The organism is Deinococcus phoenicis, from assembly GCF_000599865.1.
Classification (GTDB): Bacteria; Deinococcota; Deinococci; order Deinococcales; family Deinococcaceae; genus Deinococcus; species Deinococcus phoenicis.
This window is the reverse complement of record NZ_JHAC01000033.1, coordinates 126,820-147,767: the sequence shown is the minus strand read 5'-3', so window position 1 is coordinate 147,767 and position 20,948 is coordinate 126,820. Positions and strand designations below refer to the sequence as shown.

Annotated in this window: 26 protein-coding genes; 17 read left to right on the top strand and 9 right to left on the bottom strand. The window is 70.6% G+C overall.

Annotated elements, in window-relative coordinates; translation table 11 throughout:
- Positions 1–11 precede the first annotated feature (11 nt).
- Entirely contained in the window at positions 12–416 is a 405-nt protein-coding gene (locus tag DEIPH_RS11490) for a hypothetical protein (protein ID WP_034358087.1), read from the top strand.
- A gap of 4 nt (positions 417–420) precedes the next feature.
- Complete coding sequence (locus DEIPH_RS11485; RefSeq protein ID WP_034358085.1) at positions 421–822, top strand: DUF4259 domain-containing protein; 402 nt, start codon at positions 421–423, stop codon at positions 820–822.
- A 13-nt stretch (positions 823–835) separates the two neighbouring features.
- Here DEIPH_RS11485 and DEIPH_RS11480 read toward each other — a convergent pair whose 3' ends face one another.
- Complete coding sequence (locus tag DEIPH_RS11480) at positions 836–1,687, bottom strand: M55 family metallopeptidase (protein WP_034358083.1); 852 nt, start codon at positions 1,685–1,687, stop codon at positions 836–838.
- Positions 1,688–1,767: 80 nt separating this feature from the next.
- Here DEIPH_RS11480 and map point away from each other — a divergent pair, with 80 nt between their 5' ends.
- The 4 genes from map (at position 1,768) to DEIPH_RS11460 (ending at position 4,304) form a co-directional block, all read left to right on the top strand.
- Positions 1,768–2,529: a type I methionyl aminopeptidase gene (gene map, locus DEIPH_RS11475; protein ID WP_034358082.1), complete on the top strand. Its 762-nt coding sequence runs from the start codon at positions 1,768–1,770 to the stop codon at positions 2,527–2,529.
- Between the two features lie 44 nt (positions 2,530–2,573).
- Positions 2,574–3,188: a pentapeptide repeat-containing protein gene (locus DEIPH_RS18810; protein ID WP_161636063.1), complete on the top strand. Its 615-nt coding sequence runs from the start codon at positions 2,574–2,576 to the stop codon at positions 3,186–3,188.
- 95 nt (positions 3,189–3,283) lie between these two features.
- A complete protein-coding gene (locus DEIPH_RS11465; protein WP_034358080.1) occupies positions 3,284–3,577 on the top strand; it encodes a stage V sporulation protein S in 294 nt (97 codons plus the stop codon).
- Positions 3,578–3,623: 46 nt separating this feature from the next.
- Positions 3,624–4,304 (top strand): zinc metallopeptidase, encoded by a 681-nt coding sequence (locus DEIPH_RS11460; RefSeq protein ID WP_034358078.1) that lies wholly within the window; start codon positions 3,624–3,626, stop codon positions 4,302–4,304.
- Between the two features lie 90 nt (positions 4,305–4,394).
- Here the strand turns inward: DEIPH_RS11460 and DEIPH_RS11455 are convergent, their stop codons facing one another.
- Both DEIPH_RS11455 and DEIPH_RS11450 read right to left on the bottom strand, forming a co-directional pair.
- Entirely contained in the window at positions 4,395–4,760 is a 366-nt protein-coding gene (locus DEIPH_RS11455; protein ID WP_034358075.1) for a metal-sulfur cluster assembly factor, read from the bottom strand.
- Entirely contained in the window at positions 4,760–5,089 is a 330-nt protein-coding gene (locus tag DEIPH_RS11450) for a rhodanese-like domain-containing protein (RefSeq protein WP_034358183.1), read from the bottom strand. Before DEIPH_RS11450 ends, DEIPH_RS11455 begins: the two co-directional genes overlap by 1 nt.
- Positions 5,090–5,144: 55 nt before the next feature.
- Here DEIPH_RS11450 and DEIPH_RS11445 point away from each other — a divergent pair, with 55 nt between their 5' ends.
- The 5 genes from DEIPH_RS11445 to DEIPH_RS11425 all read left to right on the top strand — a co-directional run bounded on the left by DEIPH_RS11445 (position 5,145) and on the right by DEIPH_RS11425 (position 9,670).
- A complete protein-coding gene (locus tag DEIPH_RS11445; protein ID WP_034358073.1) occupies positions 5,145–5,432 on the top strand; it encodes a rhodanese-like domain-containing protein in 288 nt (95 codons plus the stop codon).
- A gap of 56 nt (positions 5,433–5,488) precedes the next feature.
- Positions 5,489–5,674, top strand: a complete 186-nt coding sequence (locus tag DEIPH_RS20350; protein WP_034358071.1) for a hypothetical protein — start codon at positions 5,489–5,491, stop codon at positions 5,672–5,674.
- 76 nt (positions 5,675–5,750) lie between these two features.
- Positions 5,751–8,297: a DUF3656 domain-containing U32 family peptidase gene (locus DEIPH_RS11435; RefSeq protein WP_456072960.1), complete on the top strand. Its 2,547-nt coding sequence runs from the start codon at positions 5,751–5,753 to the stop codon at positions 8,295–8,297.
- Positions 8,298–8,396: 99 nt separating this feature from the next.
- Entirely contained in the window at positions 8,397–8,921 is a 525-nt protein-coding gene (locus DEIPH_RS11430; protein ID WP_034358067.1) for a DUF402 domain-containing protein, read from the top strand.
- Positions 8,922–8,968: 47 nt separating this feature from the next.
- Positions 8,969–9,670, top strand: a complete 702-nt coding sequence (locus DEIPH_RS11425; protein WP_081790890.1) for a hypothetical protein — start codon at positions 8,969–8,971, stop codon at positions 9,668–9,670.
- Between the two features lie 29 nt (positions 9,671–9,699).
- Here the strand turns inward: DEIPH_RS11425 and bshC are convergent, their stop codons facing one another.
- Together bshC and DEIPH_RS11415 are read right to left on the bottom strand one after the other, a co-directional pair.
- A complete protein-coding gene (gene bshC / locus DEIPH_RS11420) occupies positions 9,700–11,256 on the bottom strand; it encodes a bacillithiol biosynthesis cysteine-adding enzyme BshC (RefSeq protein ID WP_034358065.1) in 1,557 nt (518 codons plus the stop codon).
- 112 nt (positions 11,257–11,368) lie between these two features.
- A complete protein-coding gene (locus DEIPH_RS11415) occupies positions 11,369–12,043 on the bottom strand; it encodes a Crp/Fnr family transcriptional regulator (RefSeq protein ID WP_034358062.1) in 675 nt (224 codons plus the stop codon).
- Positions 12,044–12,133: 90 nt separating this feature from the next.
- Here DEIPH_RS11415 and DEIPH_RS11410 point away from each other — a divergent pair, with 90 nt between their 5' ends.
- On the top strand, positions 12,134–12,895 hold the full coding sequence (locus DEIPH_RS11410; protein ID WP_034358060.1) for a WecB/TagA/CpsF family glycosyltransferase: 762 nt from the start codon (positions 12,134–12,136) through the stop codon (positions 12,893–12,895).
- Between the two features lie 158 nt (positions 12,896–13,053).
- On the opposite strand, the gene DEIPH_RS20200 is transcribed toward DEIPH_RS11410, so the two are convergent.
- The 4 genes from DEIPH_RS20200 to DEIPH_RS11390 all read right to left on the bottom strand — a co-directional run bounded on the left by DEIPH_RS20200 (position 13,054) and on the right by DEIPH_RS11390 (position 18,160).
- On the bottom strand, positions 13,054–13,455 hold the full coding sequence (locus DEIPH_RS20200) for a hypothetical protein (protein ID WP_034358178.1): 402 nt from the start codon (positions 13,453–13,455) through the stop codon (positions 13,054–13,056).
- 131 nt (positions 13,456–13,586) lie between these two features.
- Positions 13,587–15,938 carry a transglycosylase domain-containing protein gene (locus tag DEIPH_RS11400; RefSeq protein ID WP_034358058.1) on the bottom strand — a complete coding sequence of 784 codons (2,352 nt, stop codon included), beginning with the start codon at positions 15,936–15,938 and terminating at the stop codon, positions 13,587–13,589.
- Between the two features lie 34 nt (positions 15,939–15,972).
- The gene (locus DEIPH_RS11395) at positions 15,973–16,359 is read right to left on the bottom strand and encodes a response regulator (protein WP_034358055.1); all 387 of its coding nucleotides are present in this window, start codon (positions 16,357–16,359) and stop codon (positions 15,973–15,975) included.
- A 103-nt stretch (positions 16,360–16,462) separates the two neighbouring features.
- On the bottom strand, positions 16,463–18,160 hold the full coding sequence (locus DEIPH_RS11390; RefSeq protein ID WP_034358175.1) for a long-chain-fatty-acid--CoA ligase: 1,698 nt from the start codon (positions 18,158–18,160) through the stop codon (positions 16,463–16,465).
- Between the two features lie 138 nt (positions 18,161–18,298).
- On the opposite strand from DEIPH_RS11390, the gene DEIPH_RS11385 reads away from it, so the two are divergent.
- Genes DEIPH_RS11385 through DEIPH_RS11365 form a run of 5 tightly spaced genes read left to right on the top strand, consistent with a single transcriptional unit; the run spans position 18,299 to position 20,857 of the window.
- Entirely contained in the window at positions 18,299–18,847 is a 549-nt protein-coding gene (locus tag DEIPH_RS11385; RefSeq protein ID WP_034358052.1) for a nucleoside deaminase, read from the top strand.
- Positions 18,848–18,871: 24 nt separating this feature from the next.
- Positions 18,872–19,771, top strand: coding sequence for a ribokinase (locus tag DEIPH_RS11380; protein ID WP_034358048.1), 900 nt, complete (start codon positions 18,872–18,874; stop codon positions 19,769–19,771).
- 12 nt (positions 19,772–19,783) lie between these two features.
- Positions 19,784–20,305, top strand: a complete 522-nt coding sequence (locus DEIPH_RS11375) for a DUF1999 domain-containing protein (protein WP_081790896.1) — start codon at positions 19,784–19,786, stop codon at positions 20,303–20,305.
- Positions 20,305–20,529 (top strand): heavy-metal-associated domain-containing protein, encoded by a 225-nt coding sequence (locus DEIPH_RS11370; RefSeq protein WP_034358044.1) that lies wholly within the window; start codon positions 20,305–20,307, stop codon positions 20,527–20,529. The genes DEIPH_RS11375 and DEIPH_RS11370 overlap by 1 nt, the downstream gene beginning before the upstream one ends.
- A gap of 7 nt (positions 20,530–20,536) precedes the next feature.
- Positions 20,537–20,857, top strand: coding sequence for a DUF503 domain-containing protein (locus tag DEIPH_RS11365; protein ID WP_034358042.1), 321 nt, complete (start codon positions 20,537–20,539; stop codon positions 20,855–20,857).
- Positions 20,858–20,948: the final 91 nt, after the last annotated feature.

Below are 20,948 nucleotides of genomic sequence, written 5' to 3'. Positions count from 1 at the left end.
TCAGCCGGCCTGTGCCCCTGCCGGAGCCGCTCTGGCCGGAGGTGGCGGCGATTCTGGTCGGGGCGCTGGGCCACTGCGGGGTCGAGACGCTGGAGGCCATGCACGGCTGGAGTGCCTCGGACTTCGGTGAGCATCCGGCGTTCGGGGCGTGGCAGTGGGTCCCCTTTTCCGTGCAGCTCAGCGATGTCCCGGCGCTCCTCCGGGAACGGCAGGCGCAGGGCCTGTGCCTGGGCCGGGACGACTGGTTCCTGTCCGGGACCGTGCCGTTTGTCTGGGCGGTCAAGTTGTGTCACGAGGGCGATCTGCACCTCCAGACCGACGAACCCGCGTTGTTGGCGTGGCTGAAGGACCAGCTGGAGCCGCTGGGCATCCAGCTCGTGCGCCATGACGCGCGCCAGAAAAGGCGAGTACCCTGATCCCATGAACATCTGGGGCACCGGCAGCTTCGAGAACGAGATCGGCGCGGCCTTCGCGCAGGAAGTGGTGCAGGACGGCACCTTCGCCCTGGCCGAGGCCTTCGACGTGGCCCTCGACCCTGACAACGACTTCCTGGCCGCCGAGGAAGGCCACCGCGTCCTCGCCGCTGCCGAAATCCTCGCGGCGGCGCTGACGGGGGAGACGGCGGGCATCACGGACGCCGCGCTGCGGGGCTGGGTCGGCAGCGCCAACCTCACCGTCCTGGAACCGCTGCGCGAGCTGGCGCGGGAAGCGGTCCGCCGTGTCTGCGGCCCCGAAAGCGAACTCCCTGATCTCTGGGCCGACCGGGGAGACGAGGCCGAGTGGCAGGCGGAGGTGGAGCGGCTCCAGGCGGCGCTGGGCTAGGCTTACCCCTCGCTTACCCCTCCAGCCGCACCTCGGCCACCTTCGCCAGCATCCGGAAGGACTGGAACAGGTGCAGGGCGTCGGGACTCTCGTAGGCGACGGTCACGCCGTCCACGCGCTCCACGCCGGGCACCCGCGCGCACTGGTCGGCGCGGGCCTGGTGGTTGAAGCTGAGTTCCACCCGGGCGGGCCAGATGGTCTTGTACGGCCTGCCTTCCCGCGCGGCCCGCACCGCTTTCTCGGCCCCCTCGCGGATCAGGCGCTGCGCCTCGCGCGGGTGCAGATGCACGGCGGCAAAACTGCTGAGGCCCTCCTTGACCGCCACGCACACGACCTGCTCGCCCAGCTCGTCCCTGATCTCGGCCATCGCCACGTCGTCCCCGGCGGCAAAGATGACCGGCACGCCGTAATGCCCGGCCACCAGGGCATTCAGGCCGTACTCGCCCGTATCGCGCCCGTTCACGCGGACATTGCGAATAAAGCCGTTCCAGGTGTGCGCCAGCGGCCCGCGCACGCTGCCTGCGCGGGCGTGGTAGCCCACGAACAGCAGTGCCCCCACGCCCTCCTCCTGCACGCCCTGCACCATGCTGAGCGGCTTGTCGTTGCCGCTGGTAAAGCGCACGCCGTCCGGCAGCAAGTCGGGCAACAGGTTCCGCATCGTGTCGTGGGAGTCGTTCACCAGCACGGCCGTCGCGCCGCCGGCCAATGCGCCCTCGGCGGCGGCGGCGGCTTCCAGCGTCATGCGCTCGCGGGCCGCCTGGTACTCGGCGGCATTGACCAGGCCCCCGAACTCCGGCGGGCTGACCTGCACCCAGCTCGCCACGCCGCACACACCTTCCATGTCCACGCTGATCACGACTTTCATGGCAAGGAGCGTACCGCGCCGGACCGGACCGTGACACGCGGCGGGGGCCGGGCCGAAAAGGCGTGCTAGCCTCCAGTGTTATGAGCCGCATCGCCCTGAAATCCGCCCGCGAGATCGAAGCCATGCGCCGTGCGGGGGCGCTCGTGGCCGAGACGTTCCGTGTCCTCGATCCCTTCGTCAAACCCGGCGTGACCCTGGCCGAACTCGACCGCATCGCCGAAGAACACATCCGGGGGGCCGGGGCCACCCCCGCCTACCTGGGCTACGGCCCACGCAACAATCCCTTTCCCGCCACCATCTGCGCCAGCGTGAACGAGGTGATCTGCCACGGGATTCCCGCCGGGCAGGTGCTCAAAGAGGGCGACATCATCGGCGTGGACATCGGCGTGCTGCTGGACGGCGTGTATGGTGACGCCTGCTACACCTACACGGTCGGCAGGGTCAGCCCGGAAGTGCAGGGGCTGGTGGACACCACCCGCCAGAGCCTGGCGGCGGGGCTGGAGGTCGTGAAGCCCGGCAACCGCACCGGCGATATCGGCCACGCCATCCAGACGCTCGCGGAGGGGCGCGGCTACGGCGTGGTGCGCGAGTACACCGGCCACGGCATCGGCAAGCGGCTGCACGAGGAACCCACCATCTACCACTGGGGCGCGCGTTACACCGGCCTCAAGCTTCAGCCCGGCATGGTCTTTACCGTCGAGCCGATGATCAACCTGGGCACGCCCGACACCCGCCTGCTGAGCGACGGCTGGACCGTCATCACCGCCGACAAGAAGCCCAGCGCGCAGTTTGAACACACGGTCGTGGTGACGCCCAGGGGCCACGAGATTCTGACGCTGTGACCGCCCCCAGGCCGCCCACCGCCCCGAAGTTCCCCCGCGGCGGCTTGCGCTCTCTGGCTCCCGAGCGGCTGGAGGACGAGAGCGTCTACCGGAGCGTGGTGCTGGAGGACGTGGACCTGGGCGGGCACGAACTCCATGCCGTCACCTTCGAGGGCGCGGTCTTCCGGGAGGTGAACCTCAGCGGCGCGGTGTGGTCGCACGTCCGGTTTGTAGACGTGCGCTTCGAGCAGTGCGACCTCTCGGGCGCAAGATGGACCGACACCAGCCTGCTGCGGGTGCAGTTCACCGACTGCCGCCTGCTGGGGGTGCAGCTGCCGGAGGCGCTCTTGCAGCAGGTGCGCCTGACGCGCGTGCAGGCGCAGCTGGCCCTGGGCTGGAAGGTGGACACCAAGGCCCTCTGGGTGGAGGGCAGCGACCTGACCGAGGCGACCTTCATGGAAGCCAGACTGCCCGGGGCGGTGTTCCGGGACTGCACCCTGCGGCAGACCGACTTCCGGGGGGCGCGGCTACCCGGCGCCGACCTGAGAAGCTCGGACCTCTCCGGCATCCGGATCGGGGTCCCCGAACTTCAGGAGGTCACGGTGGAAGAGGTGCAGCTGCCCGATCTGGCCCACCTGCTGGGCGTGCGGGTGCAGGCGCTGGACGCTCCCGGCGAATGACCCTCCGCAGCCGCCAGATGGACTGGCCAGCAGTTGCGCTTCCCCCAGGATGAGGGTAGATTAGAAGCATTAACGTCCTGGAGGTCGTACCCCCTGTGGAAACCCTGCGCGTGTCCGGCAAATCGCGGCCCAACTCTGTCGCCGGGGCGGTCGCCGCCCTGCTGCGTTCGCAGGGGCAGGTCGAAGTCCACGCCATCGGGCCGGCGGCGGTCAATCAGGCGGTCAAGGCCCTCGCCATTGCGCGCGGGTATCTGGAAGGCGACGGCCTGGACCTCACCGTGCAGCCCGCCTTCGTGAAGCTCGACGTGGCCGACGAGGAACGCACGGCCCTGACCTTCCGGGTGCAGGGGGTCCGTCCCGACCAGTTCCGCCAGAGTCTTTCCTCATAAAACTTGAGCAGGGGACGCTAAGATATGGGCAGGAGGAAGACCAGACATGATCTTCGGCCCGTATACCTTTCTGATCCTCATCATCTTCGTCGCCTCGCTGCTGATTCAGGGCTACCTCAGCCGGACCTACAACAAGTGGGGCAATGTCCGCAACAGCCGCAACATGACCGGTGCGGAGCTGGCCCGCCGGATGCTCGACGAGAACGGCCTCTCGAACGTCCCCGTGAATGCCGTGCCGGGCAACCTGAGCGACCACTACGATCCCATCCGCAAGGTCGTGAACCTGTCGGAAGCCAACTACCACGTTCCCAGCGTCAGTGCGCTGGCCGTCGCCGCGCACGAGGTCGGGCACGCGCTCCAGGACAAGGCCCGGATGCCCGCGCTGGTGCTGCGCGGTCACCTGGCCGTGCCGCTGAGTCTGGGCATGAACCTCGCGCCCTGGCTGTTGCTGGCGGGGGTGTTCCTGCACTTCACTGGCCTGGTCTGGCTGGGCGTGATTCTCTTCGGGGCGGCCCTGCTGTTTCACCTGATTACCCTGCCCGTCGAGTTCGACGCCAGCCGCCGCGCCCTCGCCTACCTCAACGGTCGCGGGCTGACCGGTGGCCAGGAAAGCCAGGGTGCCCGCGCGGTTCTGACCGCCGCCGCCCTCACCTACGTCGCGGGCTTCGCGATGGCCCTGGCGCAACTGCTGAACGTGCTGGGCATTGCCCGCAGCCAGAACGACTGAGGAAGCGGCCAGCGTCCCGTCGCCAGCATAAGAAAGCCCCTGCAACAAGCAGAGGCTTTTTTCTTTGGCTGTTGCTTTGGCTGGCGGTGTCTACACGTTGAAGCCGAACATCCGCATCTGGCGCTTGCCGTCTTCCGTCATCTTGTCCGGTCCCCAGGGCGGCGTCCACACGAACTCGACATTGACCTCGCTGACGCCGTCGAGCCGCCCCACCGCCATCTCCGCGTCGGCGCGGATCAGGTCCTGCACCGGGCAGCCCACGCTGGTCAGCGTCATGGTGATGTCCACCAGGCCGCCGGGCATGATGTCCACGCCGTAGATCAGGCCCAGGTCCACCACGTTGACGGGAATCTCGGGGTCCTTGACGATCTTCAGGGCTTCGAGCACCTGCGCCTCGCTGGGCAGGCCCGCCGCATTCTCCGCCTGCGGCGCGGCGTTCGCATTCGTGTCGTCCATCAGTTCTGCCCTTCCCCGGTCGGCAGGCCCGCGTCGGCCCAGGCCAGCGTGCCGCCTTCCAGATTGACCACCCGCGTGTAACCGTTGTCCAGCAGGTACTGCCCGGCGCGGGCGCTGCGGGCACCACTGCGGCAGATCATCACCAGTTCGCGGCCTTTGGGGAGTTCCGCGTACCGGGCCTCGAACTCGCTGAGGGGCAGCAGGATCGCCCCCTGCGCGTGAATCTCCTCGTACTCGTTCGGCTCGCGCACGTCGACCAGCAGCGCGCCCGCCTGCACCAGCTTCCGGCCCTCGGCAGGGGACACGTCCTTCAGGGAATCGGCCTTCATGGGGCCAGCATACAGGGGCGCGCGCGGCGGCATGGTGCGGGCGTACACTTGGGCCATGCCTCTGCCCGGCGGCGTGACCCTGATCGACCTGCGCCCGGAGGACCTGCGCCGGGCCGAGCCGCTCTCCCGGCTGACCCCGCTGCCGGTGCGCGCCGTGACGCTGGACGCCATCGAGGACGGAACGCACGGCCTGAGCGCGGCTCTCGGGCCGCTCCTCGTGATCTGTGAGCGCGGGGTCCGCTCCGGCCTGGCCGCCCGTTACCTGCACGCCGACGGTCTGGACGCCCGCGCCTATCCCGGCGGCGTTCCGGCCCTGCGGCGGGAGGGAGGCGGCGAGTCATGAGCCTGGGCTTGACCCGCCGCTCATCCCCCCCTCGCCGCCGGGGCGCACCCTGGAGCATGCCGCACAAGGACAGGTACAACGAGGGCGAGCGCGACCACAGCCCCAAGCCCGGCAGCAACCATGGAAGCGCCGACGACAAGAACGGTGACGGCCGCCGCAACGGCAGCGAGAGCGGCGGAGGCAAGGACGGCGGCAAGGAGAGCAGCGGCAGCAAGAGCGGGCAGAGCGGCAGCAAAAGCTGAGCAGGCATCCAGCCCGCCGGGTCGCTGTTCCCCCAGTCACGCTCCGGCCTGAGCGCTTCGGCTACACTGGCGCGTTATGCCCAGTGCCCCCACCTTGCCCCACCGAGCGCGTGTGAAACCCGAAGTGATGAGTCCCGTCGGGGGCTGGCCGCAGCTGCGTGCGGCGGTGGAGGCCGGGGCGGACGCCGTCTTTTTCGGGGTTGAGGCGTTCCACGCGCGGGCAAAGGTGGGGTTTACCAACGAGGAACTCCCCGACATTATGCGGGCGCTGCACGAACGCGGTGTCCTGGGGTTCGTGACCTTCAACGTGCTGGTGTTCGACCGCGAGCTGCGCGAGGCCGAGCGGCAACTGATGCACCTCGCCCAGTCCGGGGTGGACGCGATCATCGTGCAGGACCACGGAGTGGCCCGGCTGGCCCACGAGATCTGCCCCGACCTGCCCATTCACGGCAGCACGCAGATGAGCATCACGTCCGCCGAGGGCGCGGAACTCGCGCGGCGCTTCGGGGCCAGCCGCGTGGTGCTGGGCCGTGAACTGAGCCTGCGGGACATCGGGCGCATCGCCGCGCAGACCGACATGGAGCTGGAAACCTTCGTTCACGGGGCGCTGTGCGTGTCCTACAGCGGCCAGTGCTTTTCCAGCGAGGCCTGGGGCGGGCGCAGCGCCAACCGGGGTCAGTGCGCCCAGGCCTGCCGCCTGCCCTACGAACTGCTGGTCGACGGCCTGCACCAGGATCTGGGGGACGCCCGTTACCTGCTCTCGCCCGGCGACCTGTACGCGCTTCATCAGGTTCCCGAGCTGGTGCGTCTGGGCGTGAACTGCCTGAAGATCGAGGGCCGCTACAAGGACGCCGAGTTCGTCGCCCTGACCACCGCCGCCTACCGCAGGGCCGTGGATGAGGCGTGGGCGGGCCTGCCCCTCAGCGTCTCGCCGCAGGAGGAGCGCGACCTGGAACAGGCGTATTCGCGCGGCCTGGCCCCGCACTTCATGAGCGGCACCAACCACCAGGCGGTCGTGCGGGGCCGCGCCCCCCGGCACCGGGGCGTGCGCGTCGGCACGGTGCGGGGCACCACCGAACGCGGTGTGCTGGTCGAACTCGCGGAGGAGGTCCGGCCCGGCGACGGTCTGGTGTTCGACCCCGCCAACTGGCGCACCCCCGAAGGCCGTGAGGAGGGGGGCTTTCTGTACGGCCTGTGGCAGCGTGGCCAGCCCACCGAGACCGTGCGCCCCGGCGAGACGGCCGAACTCCGCTTCGGGCGCGGTGCCGTGGACCCGGCCCGCGTCCGCCCCGGCGATCCGGTGTGGCGCACCCATGACCCCGGCCTCAGCGCCCGCGTCAGGCCACTGCTGGAAGCGAACGATCCGCTTTACACCCGCCCCGTCACCGCCCATTTCCGGGGCCACGTCGGAGAAGCGCCCGCCCTGACCCTCACCGACGAGCAGGGGCGCGGCTTCACCGCCACGCTGCCCGACCCCCTCCAGCCGGCCCGCAACCGGGCGCTGGACGAGGCCGCCCTGCGCGAGCAGCTCGGCAAGTTGGGCGGCACCGGTTACCACCTCGCCGCCCTGACGGCCGACCTCGCCGGTCCCGGCTTCCTGCCCGTCTCGCAGCTCAACGCGCTGCGCCGCGAGGCCGCCGAGGGCCTGACCGCCCTGCGTGGGCAGGCTCCCGGGCGCCGCATCACCCCCCGGCTGGACGAGGTGATGCGGCGGGGCGAGGGTCGGACACCGGGGGCCGGGGGAGAGGCCCGCCTGCACGTCCTCGTCCGCACGCCCGAGCAGCTCGGAGCCGCCCTCGCGGAGCGCCCGGACTCCATTACCCTCGATTACCTGGAGCTGTACGGCCTGAAGCCCAGTGTGGAGCGGGTGCGGGAGGCGGGGCTTCCGGTGCGCGTCGCCAGCCCGCGCATCCTCAAGCCGACCGAGCAGAACCTCCAGAAGTTCCTGCTGTCGCTGGACGCGGATCTGCTGGTGCGCTCCGGGGGGCTGCTGGAAGGCCTCCAGGACGTAGAAACCCTCCCGGCCCTGACGGGCGACTTCAGCCTGAACGCGGCGAATGTCCTCACCACCCGGGCGCTGCTGGACCTGAAGCTCTCGCGGGTCACGCCCACGCACGACCTGAACGCGGCGCAGATCACCGAGCTGGCCGCCCTGGTCGGGCCGGAGCGGCTGGAAGTGATTGCCTACCAGCACCTCCCCGTCTTTCACACCGAGCACTGCGTGTTCTGCCGCTTCCTGTCGGAAGGCACCGACTACACCAACTGCGGCCACCCCTGCGAGTCCCACCGGGTCGCCCTGCGCGACGAGCGTGGGCTGAGCCACCCCGTCATGGCCGACGTGGGCTGCCGCAACACGGTCTTCGAGGGCCGGCCCCAGGTCGCGGGTGCCCATCTGCGCGGCTGGCTGGCCGCCGGATTGCGGGACTTCCGCCTGGAATTTGTCCACGAGACGCCGGAACAGGTCCGCGAGGTGATCCGGGCACACCGCGCCTGCCTGGCCGGTGACCTGGACGCCGCCGCGCTGGAGGCCCGCTTGCAGGCTCTCTCCGACCAGGGCACCACCGAGGGCAGCCTGTTCGTCCCGGAGGCCTTCGACCGTCTGCCCGCCCTGCCCGTTCTCTGAGGCGGGCGGACCGGGGGTATCCAGCCACCGGCACTTCATGAAGCTGGACTTGAGACAAAGTTCATGCCTGCCCGGGGGCCTGATCCGGTACGGTGGTGCATGCGTGGAGCGGAACCTGTCAAGACCGAACGTCACGACGTAGCGGCCCAGCGGCACCACACGAACACCGGGGTTCGCCCGGTGCAGCTCTACCGCGAACACCGGCACGGCCTGTTCGTCGCGCGCGATTTCGTGGCGCATCCCCGCATCCGTCACTGGCAGGCGCACCTGCTGCCCACCCTGAACGTCGTCGTGTGCCGTTACGACTTCCACGGTCCCCGCGAACACGATTACTACATCGATGTCGCCACCATCACGTGTGAGGGCAGTTGCTGGACCGTGCGTGACCACTACCTCGACCTCCTGGTCCATGAGGGGATCGCCGCCGAGATCGTGGACACGGGCGAGCTGCTCGCGGCCCATGACGCGGGGTTCATCTCCACCCCCGAGCTGCACCACGCCGTCGCCACCGCCCACCACGTCCTCTCGGGCCTGACCCGCGCCCGCTTCAGTGTCTCTGACTGGCTGGCCGGGGAGGGCGTGCGGGTGGAGTGGCTGCCGGTGAACGAGTACGTGACGGCGTAAGGCAAAGGGCGGATGGCGCGGGGCCACGCCTTCGCCTACCCTGCCCCATGCCCGACGCCGCTGCGCAGACCCGACTGGAAGCCGCCCTGCCCGCCGCCCTCGCCCGCGTCGTCGCCACACCCGGCGTCTATGCAGTTCTGTGGTGCGGCAGCGCCGCCAGGAGCGAGGCAGACGAACACAGCGACCTGGATTTTCATGCCCTGGTGACGGGGAGCCACCGCTGGCGCAGCAGCCTCGTGGTGGAGGGCGTGCCCGTGGAGGTCTTTCACAACCCGCCCCGGAAGGTGCGGGCGATGTTCGCGGAGCCGGACCACGCCTCGGTCGCCATGTTTGCGCAGGGTCGCGTGCTGATGGACCACCCCGACCTCGCCGACCTGGGAGAGGAAGCCCGCGCCCTCCTCGCGGCTGGCCCCAAGTCCCGGCCCTTGACGCCCTTTCAGCAACACATATTGGTGGATGAGGTGGTGGAGGCCCGCAGCACCCAGGCTGGCCCCCTGCACGCCTTTCACGTGGCGAACGCCGCCGACCGCCTGGTCCGCGCCCTGTATGCCACGCGCGGCTGGTGGGAGGTCAAGCCCCGCTCCTGGCTGGCCGACCTGACGGGCAAGGACCCGTCAGCCGCTCACCACCTCCACGCTGCCCTGAACGCCCCCACGCCCACCGAACGTCAGGCCGCCCTGGAAGCTCTGGCCCTCTGCGTGCTGGAGAGCCTGACGTATGGCGAAAGCGCGACCGAACCTGTGCCCTGAGCTGACTGCTGGAAGCTGGCCGCTTTCCGTCAGCTCAGCGCCACCTCGGCCTGGGTCCCCGGCGGCAGGCTCAGCAGCTGCCGCAGCGGCTCCTCACCGTGCTTGAGCAGGAAGGTCAGGAAATTCATCTCGCGTTCCTGGGGGACGCCGTTCGGCAGCAGGTGGCGTTTCAGGCGCGTCAGTTGCCGCGTCCGGTCGTCCTCCTGCCGCGCCAGCGCCCGCACGGCGAGCTGCTGAAGGTGGGCGACGTGGGCCGTGGTGCGGTGGCGCGTGCGCTCGGCGGCCCCCGCCAGCGTCGGGTCGAGGGTACCCAGCTCCTCCGTGAGCGCGCGCAACTCGGCGTCCAGCGCCGCCAGCCGCTCTGCCGAGGCCGCCCCGGCGCCCCGTTCGCGTGCCAGGGCGCGGCCCAGCACACCTTCCGGGTCGGCCTGCACCTGCGCGGCGGTGGCGTTCAGCCGGGTCAGCAGCCGCACCACGTTCGGTTCCAGCCACGTCACGCTCAGGCGCGGCCACAGCAGCGGTTGCCGCAGGCCATGCAGTTCATAGACCTCCGCGAGTTGCGCCCCATACGCGATCTCACCCGGCCCGACCACGAAGGCCAGCGTGGGCAGCAGCGCGTCCTGCACCGCCGGGCGCAGCCCCGCCGCCGGGGTCAGGCGTGAGGGAGCGGTGTCCAGCACGGCCCGCAGGTCCTGCGCCGTGTAGCTGTGCCGCTCGGTGGCGAACCGCTGCCCGTCGAAGCGCAGGAGCCGCCGCCCACCGTCCTCCTCTTCCAGAAAGAGGTTGGTCGCGCCCGCCGGACGGCGAAGCGGCGCCCCGAAGCCCGCCGCTTCCAGCCGTGCGGCGGCGGCCTCGATGCGGGCCGGGCCTGCCAGCGGGCACTCCAGTTCCCGCGCCAGCGTGGGGGCCATCAGCGCGGCGAGGGCCGGATGCAGCGGGTCCAGCACCAGCAGCCCGGCGGGCGCGAGCAGACCGTGAATCAGCCGGGCGAACACGTCCGCGTAGCTGCCCCCATCCCGCATGGCCCGCTCCACCCGCGCCCGCACCGCCTCCCGGTACTCGGGGGCCGTGCTGAAGCGGTCCAGCAAATCCTGCACCTCCGCCGTCCATTCCCCGCGCCAGGGCACCCGGCCCACCGGCACGCCCTGGGGCAGGTCCAGCGTCAGGCGGTGCAGCTCCTCGGCGTGGTCGAGCAGCGTCGTGGACGCGACCTCCGCCGCGTCGTGGTCCTGGCTGGCGACCCAGTAGACGGCGACCACCGGGGCCTCCTCGCGGTCGAGGTGGCGGGCCAGCAGCGCCGCGTCCGCGCCCTTGTGGACGCTGTACGCCGGTCCCGTCAGGAGGCCCGCCTGCTGCCCGGTCACGACCACGCGCGAGGCCGGGTGCGCCAGCCGCGCGAGCTGCGCCTCCACCCCCGCGTCCAGGGTGCCCAGGTCGCGGTGGTAGGCCCGCAGCGCGTCCACGAGGGCCGCACGGTCCACGTCCGGCCGTGGTTCCCGGGCCGCCACCGTCAGATCGCCCGGCGGGAGGCGGAAGAAAGCGGGCAGGTCGCCCGCCCGGTATGCCGCTGCAATGCTTCTCGTCAAGGTGCCACCTTCGTTCGGGGAGGCGGAGTCGGCCCCCGCCCACCCTCCAATCTGCTTTACATTCTACAGCGCCCACGGGCACTTCCGGAGATTCGGGACCCCGGGGCGGGGATTAGCGCAGCGGCTCGCGCGCCGCCGTCAGCAGGCCCGCGCGGTCGGTCAGGATGATGCGGCGGTAGCCCAGGTCCAGCAGGCCCCGCGTCCGGAAGTCGCCCAGTAGTTTGGTGATCGTCTCGCGGGTGCTGCCCACCACATGCGCGAGGTCCTGGTGCGACACGCGCTCGCGCAGCGCCAGCGTGCTGCCGTCGGGCCAGGCGCCTTCGCGCTCGGCCAGCGCCAGCAGCGCCAGCGCCAGCCGCTGCGACACTTCCATGAACACCAGCCCGGCCAGCCGCTCCTGCACGCCGCGCGTCTGCCGCGTGACCTGTTCGGTCAGGGCCACGCCGACCGCCGGGTGCGCCCGGGTCAGGCGCGTGAGGGTGTCGCGGCCCAGCAGCAGCGCCTCGGTGTCGTCCATCGCCTCGGCGTACATGCCGTGGGCCGCGCCCGGCAGCAGCGCGCCCGCGCCCAGCAGGTCGCCGGGGCCATGCACGTCCAGCGTAACTTCCCGCGCGCCCGCGCCCAGGCGGTAGAGCCGCACGCTGCCGCGCGTGAGGACGAACAGCGTATCGGCGGGGTCTTCCGGGTGAAACAGCAACCCGCCCCGCGCCCAGCGGCCCACACGCGCTGCGGCCACCACCTGCGCCTGCGCTTCCTGGGGCAGCGCCCCGAATGGCCCGGACATCATGGGAGACAGTCTGCCATATCGGCCCCGTGGGGGCCGCCGCAGCAGGGGGAACCGGCCCCGGCACCCCCCGTGTTACAATCCCCGCCACGCATGACCCGACCCGACCCGACCGCCCCCCCGAGCGGGCAGCGCCTGACCCTCTTCGACCTGCCGCTGGACGTGGTGACCCTGGAGCAGACCCTGGACCGGCTGAGCGCCTGGATGTTCCAGCCGCCGCGCAGCCCCCACACGGTCGTGACGCTGAACCCCGAGTTCATCGTGCAGTCGCGCACGCAGCCCGAGTTTCTGCGGGCGATGCAGCAGGCTGATCTGGTCACGGCGGACGGCGTGGGCATCGTCTGGGCGGCGCGGCAACTCCATGGCCGCGAGGTGCCGCGCGCCCCCGGCTACGACATCGTGAGGGGGCTGATGGAGCGTCACCGCTCGGAACTGCGGGTCTTTTTCCTGGGGGCCAGGCCGGGCGTCGCCGAGCAGGCCGCGCAGAACGCCGTCCGCGACTTCGGGATTCAGGTCGCGGGCGTGCATCACGGGTACTTCGACCCGGCCGAGGATCAGCGTGTCGCGGAACTCGTCGGCGCGAGCGGGGCACATCTGGTCCTGACCGGCATGGGCGCGGGACGGCAGGAAATCTTCAACCAGTACTGGCGGCAGGTGCTGAACGCGCCCGTCCTGATCGGCTGCGGCGGCGTCATCGATGTGCTGGCCGGAACTGCCGACCTCGCCCCCGCCTGGACGCGCAGGCTGGGGGTGGAGTTCATCTGGCGGGTCGGCCTGGACCGCAAACGCTGGAACCGCGCGCCCCGCCTCGCCCAGTTCATGCGGATGGTGCGGGCGGAGAAGCGGCGGCAGTAGCGTCAGGAACGGGCCAGCGGCGGCCGGATGCGCCGGGGACGCCTCAGACGGAACCCGTCTGTTCTCCTTCTCGTGTCGTCGCGCACAGACGCCCCTGAGGACGCTGCTCCTCCCTCTCGGAGAGAATCACGCCGTCAACGATTCCATCGGCGCGCGTCTCAGGACGTGCCCGCCAGCCCCAGATCGCCCTTGAAGGTTCCCTCCCAGGCGTTCAGCACCCGGCCTCCCTGCACCAGCAGCACGGTCGGGTACGCGCCCACCCGCAGCGCGCGGGCAAAGGAGGTGGCCTCCGGGCCGCGCCAGACGTTCACGCCTCTGGGGGCGGGGGCGGGCACGTCCTCGGCATTCACGGCGCGCACGGGGAGGCCGGCGGCCAGCACCGCGCCCCACAGGTCCCCCAGATCGCCGCAATCGTGCGAGTACACCACGATCACCTCGCGGTCGGGGGCCGACCAGGGATGGGCGGGCAGCAGGTCGCCCAGGCGCACGCGCGCGTCGGCGGCGGGGGTGCCCAGGGCCAGCAGCAGCGTCAGCAGGGGCGCACGTTTCATGGCCCGCATCATGCCTGCCGCGCCCCGCCCCGTGTGTGACCGCGCCGTGAGAAGCGCGCGGCCGGCCTGGGCAGAGAAAACCCCCGCCGTGCTGCGGGGGCTGACTCTGGAAGCTGGCCTTGGAGAAAGGCGGGTGAGGCTCAGGGCGTGCCGCCGTCCTTCGCGCCCGGGGCGGGGGCGGTACCCGGCGCGCGGATGGCCTTGATCGCCTGGGGGTCCGGTTGCTCGTCGCGCAGGGGCTGCGGGTCCGGATCGGGGGCGTAGCCGGGCAGGTCCTCGATGGCGACGCGGCGGGACACCACGTTCTCGGGGGGCGTGAACTCGGTCGCCAGGCGGCCCGTTGTGCGGTCCAGACTGATGACGGTGGTGCGCGGGTCCGCCGCGCCGGGTGCCCAGTTCACCTCGCGGTAGACCACCGGTGCGGGGGCGTCCTCCTCGCTGGTGGCCGTCACGTTCTTGAACCGGGGATCGAGCAGCGCGACCTTCACGCCCGGCAGGTACCCCGGGTCGGGGGCGTCCGCGTAGACGATGCCGGGCGGCTGCACGAACGCGGTGGGCGTCTTGCCCGCGTGCGCGATTTCCATCATGCGCCGCCAGATCGGCGCGTTCACCACGCCGCTGTAGTAGTAGGTCGGCATCTCGCCGCCCTGCTGCTTGCCCACCCACACGGCCCCGGTATACAGCGGCGTGGTCCCCACGAACCAGAAGTCCTTGGGACCGTTGGAAGTCCCGGTCTTGCCCGCCACCGGCCAGTTCCCGAACTTGGCGCGCGCCGCCAGGCCCCCCTGTGCGGTGGTCCAGTCGTTCACCACGCCCTTGATCATGTCCAGGCCCAGGAAGGCGATCTGCGGCGACCAGACCCGCTTGGGTTTGGTCAGTTCGTTCGTCACGTCGTACAGCACCTCGCCGCGCGCGGTGGTCACGCGGGTGATGTAACGGGGCGCGCGGTACAGGCCGCCGTTCACGAAGGGCGCGTAGGCCGCCGCCATCTTGACCGGCGTCGTCTCGACCGCCCCCAGCGCCGCGGCCAGACCGGTGCCGTCGTTGGGCGGAATCCCCAGCTCGCGCAGCTTGCCGAAAAAGGTCTGGAGGCCGATCCGGTCGGCCAGCCGCACCGTGACCAGGTTCAGCGAGCGGTCCAGCCCCTCGCGGATGGTCATGTTGCGGAAGGTGGTCGCGCCCTCGAAGTTCTGCGGTTTGTACACGCCGTCCTTGCAGCCCTCGCAGGGGAAGGTGACGGGCCGGTCTTCCTCGCGGTGGGTCTGGTCCAGGCCGGTCGAGAGGGCGGTGGTGTACAGCAGCGGCTTGATGGTCGAGCCGATCTGCCGCTGGCCCTGCGCGGCGTTGTTCCAGTCGGCGGGCGGCTGGCTGCCGGAGAGCTTCTGGCCGATCATGCCCAGCACCTCCGCCGTGTACGGATCGATAATCACTGCGCCCAGCGTCGTTCCGGAGGGCAGCCCGGTCGCCTCGCGGCTGGCCGTCTCCACGGCGCTCTGAATCTTGGGGTCCAGGGTGGTGTACACCCGCAGGCCGCCCGAGCCGTACACCTTCTCGCGCCCGAAGCGGCGCACGAGGTCCTGTTCCACTTGCGCCGTGAAGTGCGGGGCGCGGGTGGTGGTCACGGCCTTGAGTTCCTTGGCGGTGCGGTCCACCAGTTTGGCACTCTTGACGTTGCCCGCCGCGTCGTACTCGATCTGCCAGCCGCGCGGTTGCAGCTTCTCGTGCCAGGCGGCGTCGGCCTGGGCCTGCGTCACCCAGCCGTCCTCGACCATGCGGGTCAGCAGCACCTTCATCAGCGGGCGCACCGTCTGGTAGTTGAAGTAGCGCCCGGCGCTGGGCACCAGCACGGTCAGGTAGGCGCTCTCGGCCAGGCTGAGCTGCTTGGGCGTCTTGCGGAAATACGCCTGCGCCGCCGAGTAGATGCCGTACAGCTCCACCGGGCCGCCGTCGCCCCAGTAGATCGCGTTGAGGTAGTCGCGCAGGATCTCTTCTTTGGTAAAGGCGCGCTCGACCTGCACGCTCAGGAGCCACTCCTTGACCTTGCGGTCAGGGGTGCGCGCCTGCTTGTACTCGTCGTACAACAGCGTGTTCTTGACGAGCTGGTTGGTCAGCGTGCTGCCGCCCTGCACGTCCTCGCCCTGGGCCACGCGCTGGAACTGCCGCCCGATGCCGTAGGGGTCCAGGCCGTAATGCTCGAAGAAGCGGCGGTCCTCGTTGGAAATCAGCGCCGCCGTCATGAAGGGGCTGATCTCGTCGAGGCGGACCAGGGTGCGGCTGATGGCCTGGTCCCCGATCTTGGGCACCAGCGTGCCCAGCGGCGTGCCGTCGCGGGCAAAGACCCTCGTCTCGGCCCCCAGGCTCAGATTGTCCAGCTCGCGGTAGTCGGGCAGCTCCCGCGTCCATTTCGTGACGTAGGTGGCTCCCACCCCGGCAGCGGCCACCCCACCCGCCAGCAGCAGCGACGTGGTGAGTTTCAGAAACCTCAGAAACACTTGGGGTCCCCCTTCATGGTGCAGATGCGGCCGTTCACCGGCGGCGGGCCTCGATCAGTTGATTCACGCGCCCGCGCAGGTTCTTGCCGCTCAGCGGCTTGTACACGAGGTCGTCCGCGCCCACCAGTTTGGCATGGTCGCGGGTCTGGTCGTCGTCGAAGCCGGTGAGCAGCAGCACGGCGGTGGAACGCAGCCGCTTGATGCGCTTGACCCGCGAGCAGATCTCGAAGCCGTCCATATGCGGCATCTTCACGTCGAGCAGCATCGCGTCGGGCGTGTGCTCGCGCAGATAGTCCAGCGCCGCGCGGCCATCCGGCACCGTGACAATGTCGTGCCCGTCCGCCGACAAAATGACCTCCAGCATGGTCCGGATGGCCGGTTCGTCGTCCGCGACGAGGATCGTATACACCATAAGCGCCATGATAGTGCAGCCCCCGCACAGGCGGCACCCCACTCTGCTGGGAAGGCCATGAGAAGCCCCCGCCGCCGGTGGGGGAGGCAGGGGGGGAGGGAGGGCGCAGGCTTCAGCCCGCCGCCTGCTCCTGCCGGGCCGCCCGGGCTTCCTCGGCCAGCTGGCGGCGCAGCACCTTCAGGGCCGCCGACTTGGGCAGCTCGGTGCGGAATTCCACGCTGCGCGGGGCCTTGTAGGCACTGAGGTTCGCCCGGCAGTGCGCGATGATCTCCGCCTCGGTCGCGGTCATGTCCGGCTTGAGGGCCACCACCGCGTGAACCGTCTCGCCCCGGTAGGGATCGGGCAGGCCCACGGCGGCGGCCTCCAGCACGGCGGGGTGCGCGTACAGCACCTCTTCCACCTCGCGCGGGTAGATGTTGTGCCCTCCCGCGATAATCAGGTCCTTCTTGCGGTCCACGATGCGGAAGTAGCCGTCCTCGTCCGTCACGGCCATGTCGCCGGTCAGCAGCCAGGTCTGGCCGTGCGCCTCCCGCAGCACCTTCGCCGTCTCGTCGGGGCGCTGCCAGTAGCCCTTCATGATGTTCGGTCCGGACACCCACAGTTCACCGATCTCGCCGCTGGCGACCGGCGTGCCGTCCTCGCCCGCCACGAGGGCGTCCACGCCGGGCAGCGGCAGGCCGATGCTGCCCTCGCGCTGGTCCCCGAAAATCGGGTTGACGTGCGTGACCGGGCTGGATTCGGTGAGGCCGTAGCCTTCCACCAGATTCGCCCCGCCGGTGATCTGCCGGAACTTCCGCGACGTTTCGAGCGGCAGGGGCGCGCTTCCGCTGATGCAGGCGCGGATGGTGGTCAGGTCGAAACTGGGCGTGTCGGGGTGGTTGTTGATCGCGTTGTAGAGCGTGGGCACGCCGGGAAAGAGGGTGGCCCCGCTCGCCTGAATCTGCCCCAGCACCATTTTGATGTCGCGGGCATTCGGCACCAGCACCAGCGTCGCCCCGGTCAGCATGCTGAGATTCATGCCCACCGTCATGCCGTACACGTGGAAAAACGGGATGGCGGCCAGCGTGACCTCCTGCCCCGGCCTCAGTTCGGTCATCCAGGCGCGGCACTGCTCGGCATTGGCGACGAGGTTGCCGTGCGTGAGCATCGCGCCCTTGGGCACCCCGGTCGTGCCGCCGGTGTATTGCAGCAGCGCCACATCGTCCGGGCGCAGCGTGACGGCTTGCGGGGTGGGGGCCTGGCCCCGCAGCAGGCCCCGGAAGCTGTACACCGACCCACCCGCCTTCACGTTCACCCAGCTCCCCTCGCGCCGCGCCTTGAGGGGGTACAGCACGTTCTTGGGAAAGGGCAGCGCGTCCTGAATCCCGGTCACGATCACGCGTTGGACCGGCACCCGCGTAGCGATCTGCTGGTAACGCGGATAAAAGGCGTCCAGCAGAATCAGCGTCTCGCTGCCGCTGTCCCGCAGTTGGTGTTCCAGCTCGGCGGGCACGTACAGCGGACTGGTGTTGACCACCGTCGCCCCGGCCAGCAGCGCGCCGAAAAAGGCCACCACGAACTGCGGACAATTGGGCAGCATGATGCTCATGCGCTCGCCGGGTTGCACGCCGATCTTCTGGAGGCCGGCGGCAAAGCGCTGCACGTCCTGCCACAGCTCCCGGTAGCTGGTCGCCGCGCCGATAAAACTCAGGGCCGCGCGCTCGGGGAACTGCCCGGCGCTGCGGCGCAGCAGGTCGGGCAACACGTCGTTGGTCGGCGTAAAGTCGCGCGGGACACCTTCTTCGTAATGGTCCAGCCAGGGCCTCATCATGCCGCTCATCACACTCCTCGCCCCCCTGCCGCCCGCGCCCTCAGGGCCAGCGGGAAGGGGACCCACTGAATTGAACTGAGTATAAACTGAACTCGGTATAAATGTACTTGATGGGGGCCGGTCGTGCCAGACTGCCCCATGCCGCCTGCGCGCCTCGACCCGGCCACCCACCGCTCCCACCTCCAAGAAGCCCTGCGGCTGGCGCGTGAGGCGCAAGCGGCGGGCAGTTCGCCCGTCGGCGCGGTCCTGGTGGACGCGCGGGGCGAGGTGATCGCGCGCGGCCGCAACCGCGTCGGGGAGGCCCAGTCCCCCGAGCATGTGGGGGCCGCGAGTGTCGCCCACGCCGAGATGGACGTGTTTTTCAGCGTCGGCAAGGTCCGGGACGCCGAACACCTCACCCTCTACACCAGCCTGGAACCCTGCCTGATGTGCGGCGGTGCCTCGGCCCTGCTGGGCGTGGGCCGCGTGGTCTGGGCGACCGACGACCCCTGGGGCGGCTCGGGCCGCCTGCTGGCCTGGAGTGACCACCCCGCCATGCAGGACACCGACGTGGTGCCCTGCCCCGACCCCGAACTGGAGCGGGAAGGCGCGCGCCTTTTTGCCCCCGAGGCCAGACGCGCCTTCCCGGAAGAGGGCTGGGCGCTGTGGCGTGAGCGGTACCCGGCAGAAACGGCGGACGTGAAATGACGGTACAGGCGTGACGGTGCGGGCATGACGGTGCTGGTGGTCGGCAGCGTCAACGCCGACCTGACCGTCCGCGCCCCCAGCATCCCCGCGCCGGGCGAGACGGTGCTGGGGGAGGACGCCCGCGTTTCTCCCGGCGGCAAGGGGGCCAATCAGGCGGTGGCTGCGGCGCGGGCTGGGGCAAGCGTGGCGCTGTGCGGCGCAGTCGGGCGCGACCCCTTCCGTGAACCCGCCCTCTCCGGCCTCACCCGCGCCGGGGTGGACCTCAGCGGGCTGCATCATCTGGACGCGCCCACCGGCCTCGCCCTGATCACGGTGGCGGCGAGCGGCGAGAACGCCATCACGGTCGCCAGCGGCGCGAACGCCCGCGTCACGCCGGCGCACCTGCCCGCCGATCTGCGAGGCTTCACCCACCTGCTGCTGCAAGGCGAACTCTCCCCCGAAGTCACCCGCGAGGCGGCCCGGCGTGCCCACGCCGCCGGACTGACCGTGCTGCACAACGCCGCCCCCGCACGCACGCCCGACCCGGACCTGCTCGCGCACACGCATCACCTGCTCGTGAACGAACACGAACTCGCGGCGTTTGCCAGCGCATTTGCCAGCGGGGGAGAGGACGTGGCAGGGCAGGCCCGCGACCTCCTCGCCGGTGGCCCCCAGGCCGTGACCGTCACCCTGGGCGCGCAAGGCAGCCTGACCGTGACCGGGGACAGCGCGTACCGCCTCCCCGCCTTCCCGGTCACCCCGGTGGACACGACCGGCGCGGGCGACACCTTCTGCGGTGTGCTGACGGCCTGGCTCGCCCAGGGCCACCCACTGCCTGACGCACTGCACGCCGCCGGTGTCGCCGCCGCCCTCGCCTGCACCCGGCCCGGCGCGCAGGACGCCATGCCGTCCCGGGAGGAGCTGGCCGCCGCCCTCGCGCGCTAGGCTGCCCCCATGCTGCGGTACCGCACCTTTGCCGAACCCGATTACGCCCCCTTGCAGGCCCTGGACCTCGCCGCGCAGCGCCAGGCCGACCCCACCTTCGACACGCTGCCCGCCCGCGAGCGCGAGGGTCGCCTGGGCACCAGCCTCCCGGCCCTGAAGTTCTACGAGCGCAGCGAACATTCCTTCGCCGCGCAGGACGAGGCGGGAGAGCTGCGGGGCCTGATCCTGGCGCAGCACGTCTGGCAGGGCGACCGGCCCATCGTCCTCGTTCGCACGGTGATTCTCGCGCCGGACGCGCCGGAGGGCACGGCGGCGGGCCTGCTGCACGCGGCCGTCAAGAGCGCCTACGACAGCGCCGTCTACGAGGTGCATGTTCCGGTCACGCCCGCGTTGGAGGCCGCCGCCCACGCCGAGGAAGCCCACCTGACCGGGCGATACGCGGTGTGTCACCTCGGCACCCGCGCCGAAACCGCGCCCGGCGAGCGCCTCGGTCCCGGCAGAGGGGCGGGCACCCAGGCCGAAGGACGCGCATAATGGCAGGCATGACGACCCGAGCCACCCGCGTGCTGCTCGGCGTGCGCGGCATGACCCGCGACGCCGGAGAGCGTGTCGCCGCCCACCTGCGTGCCCTGCCCGGCGTGTTGCAGGCCACCCCCGACGACGGCCAGATCGAAGTCCACTACGACCCCAGCCAGCACACCGTCATGGACCTGGTGCGTGCCGTGCGCGCCCAGGGCTTCCTGGCGGGCATGCTCTAGCCCCGGCGTGGCCCTCGGGTACATCGGCGTCCTGACCGTCCGGGTCGAGATGCCCTGGGTGTCGAACCTCAAGGAGAAACGTGCCCTGGTCCGCCCGGTCGTCGAGCGCCTCAAGGCCCGCTATCCCCTCACGGTCGCCCGCCTCGACGGCCTCGACGCCCACGACTGGGAGGTGATCGGCGTCGCCACCCTCAGCAACGATTACGGCTGGGTGGAAGAAACCCTGCGGATGGCCGCCGACTTCATCGCCCGGGAAGGCGAGTACCGCGTGGCCTGGGAGGAAACGGACATCACCGTGCTGGGCGGGGAAGAGGACGACGAGATTTGAGCCGTGCGCCACAAAAGGGACCAGAAAAGGGAGCTGAAGCGAACCGCCTCAGCTCCCTCTTGTTTGTCCTTTGCCCTCACCGCCCGGTGCT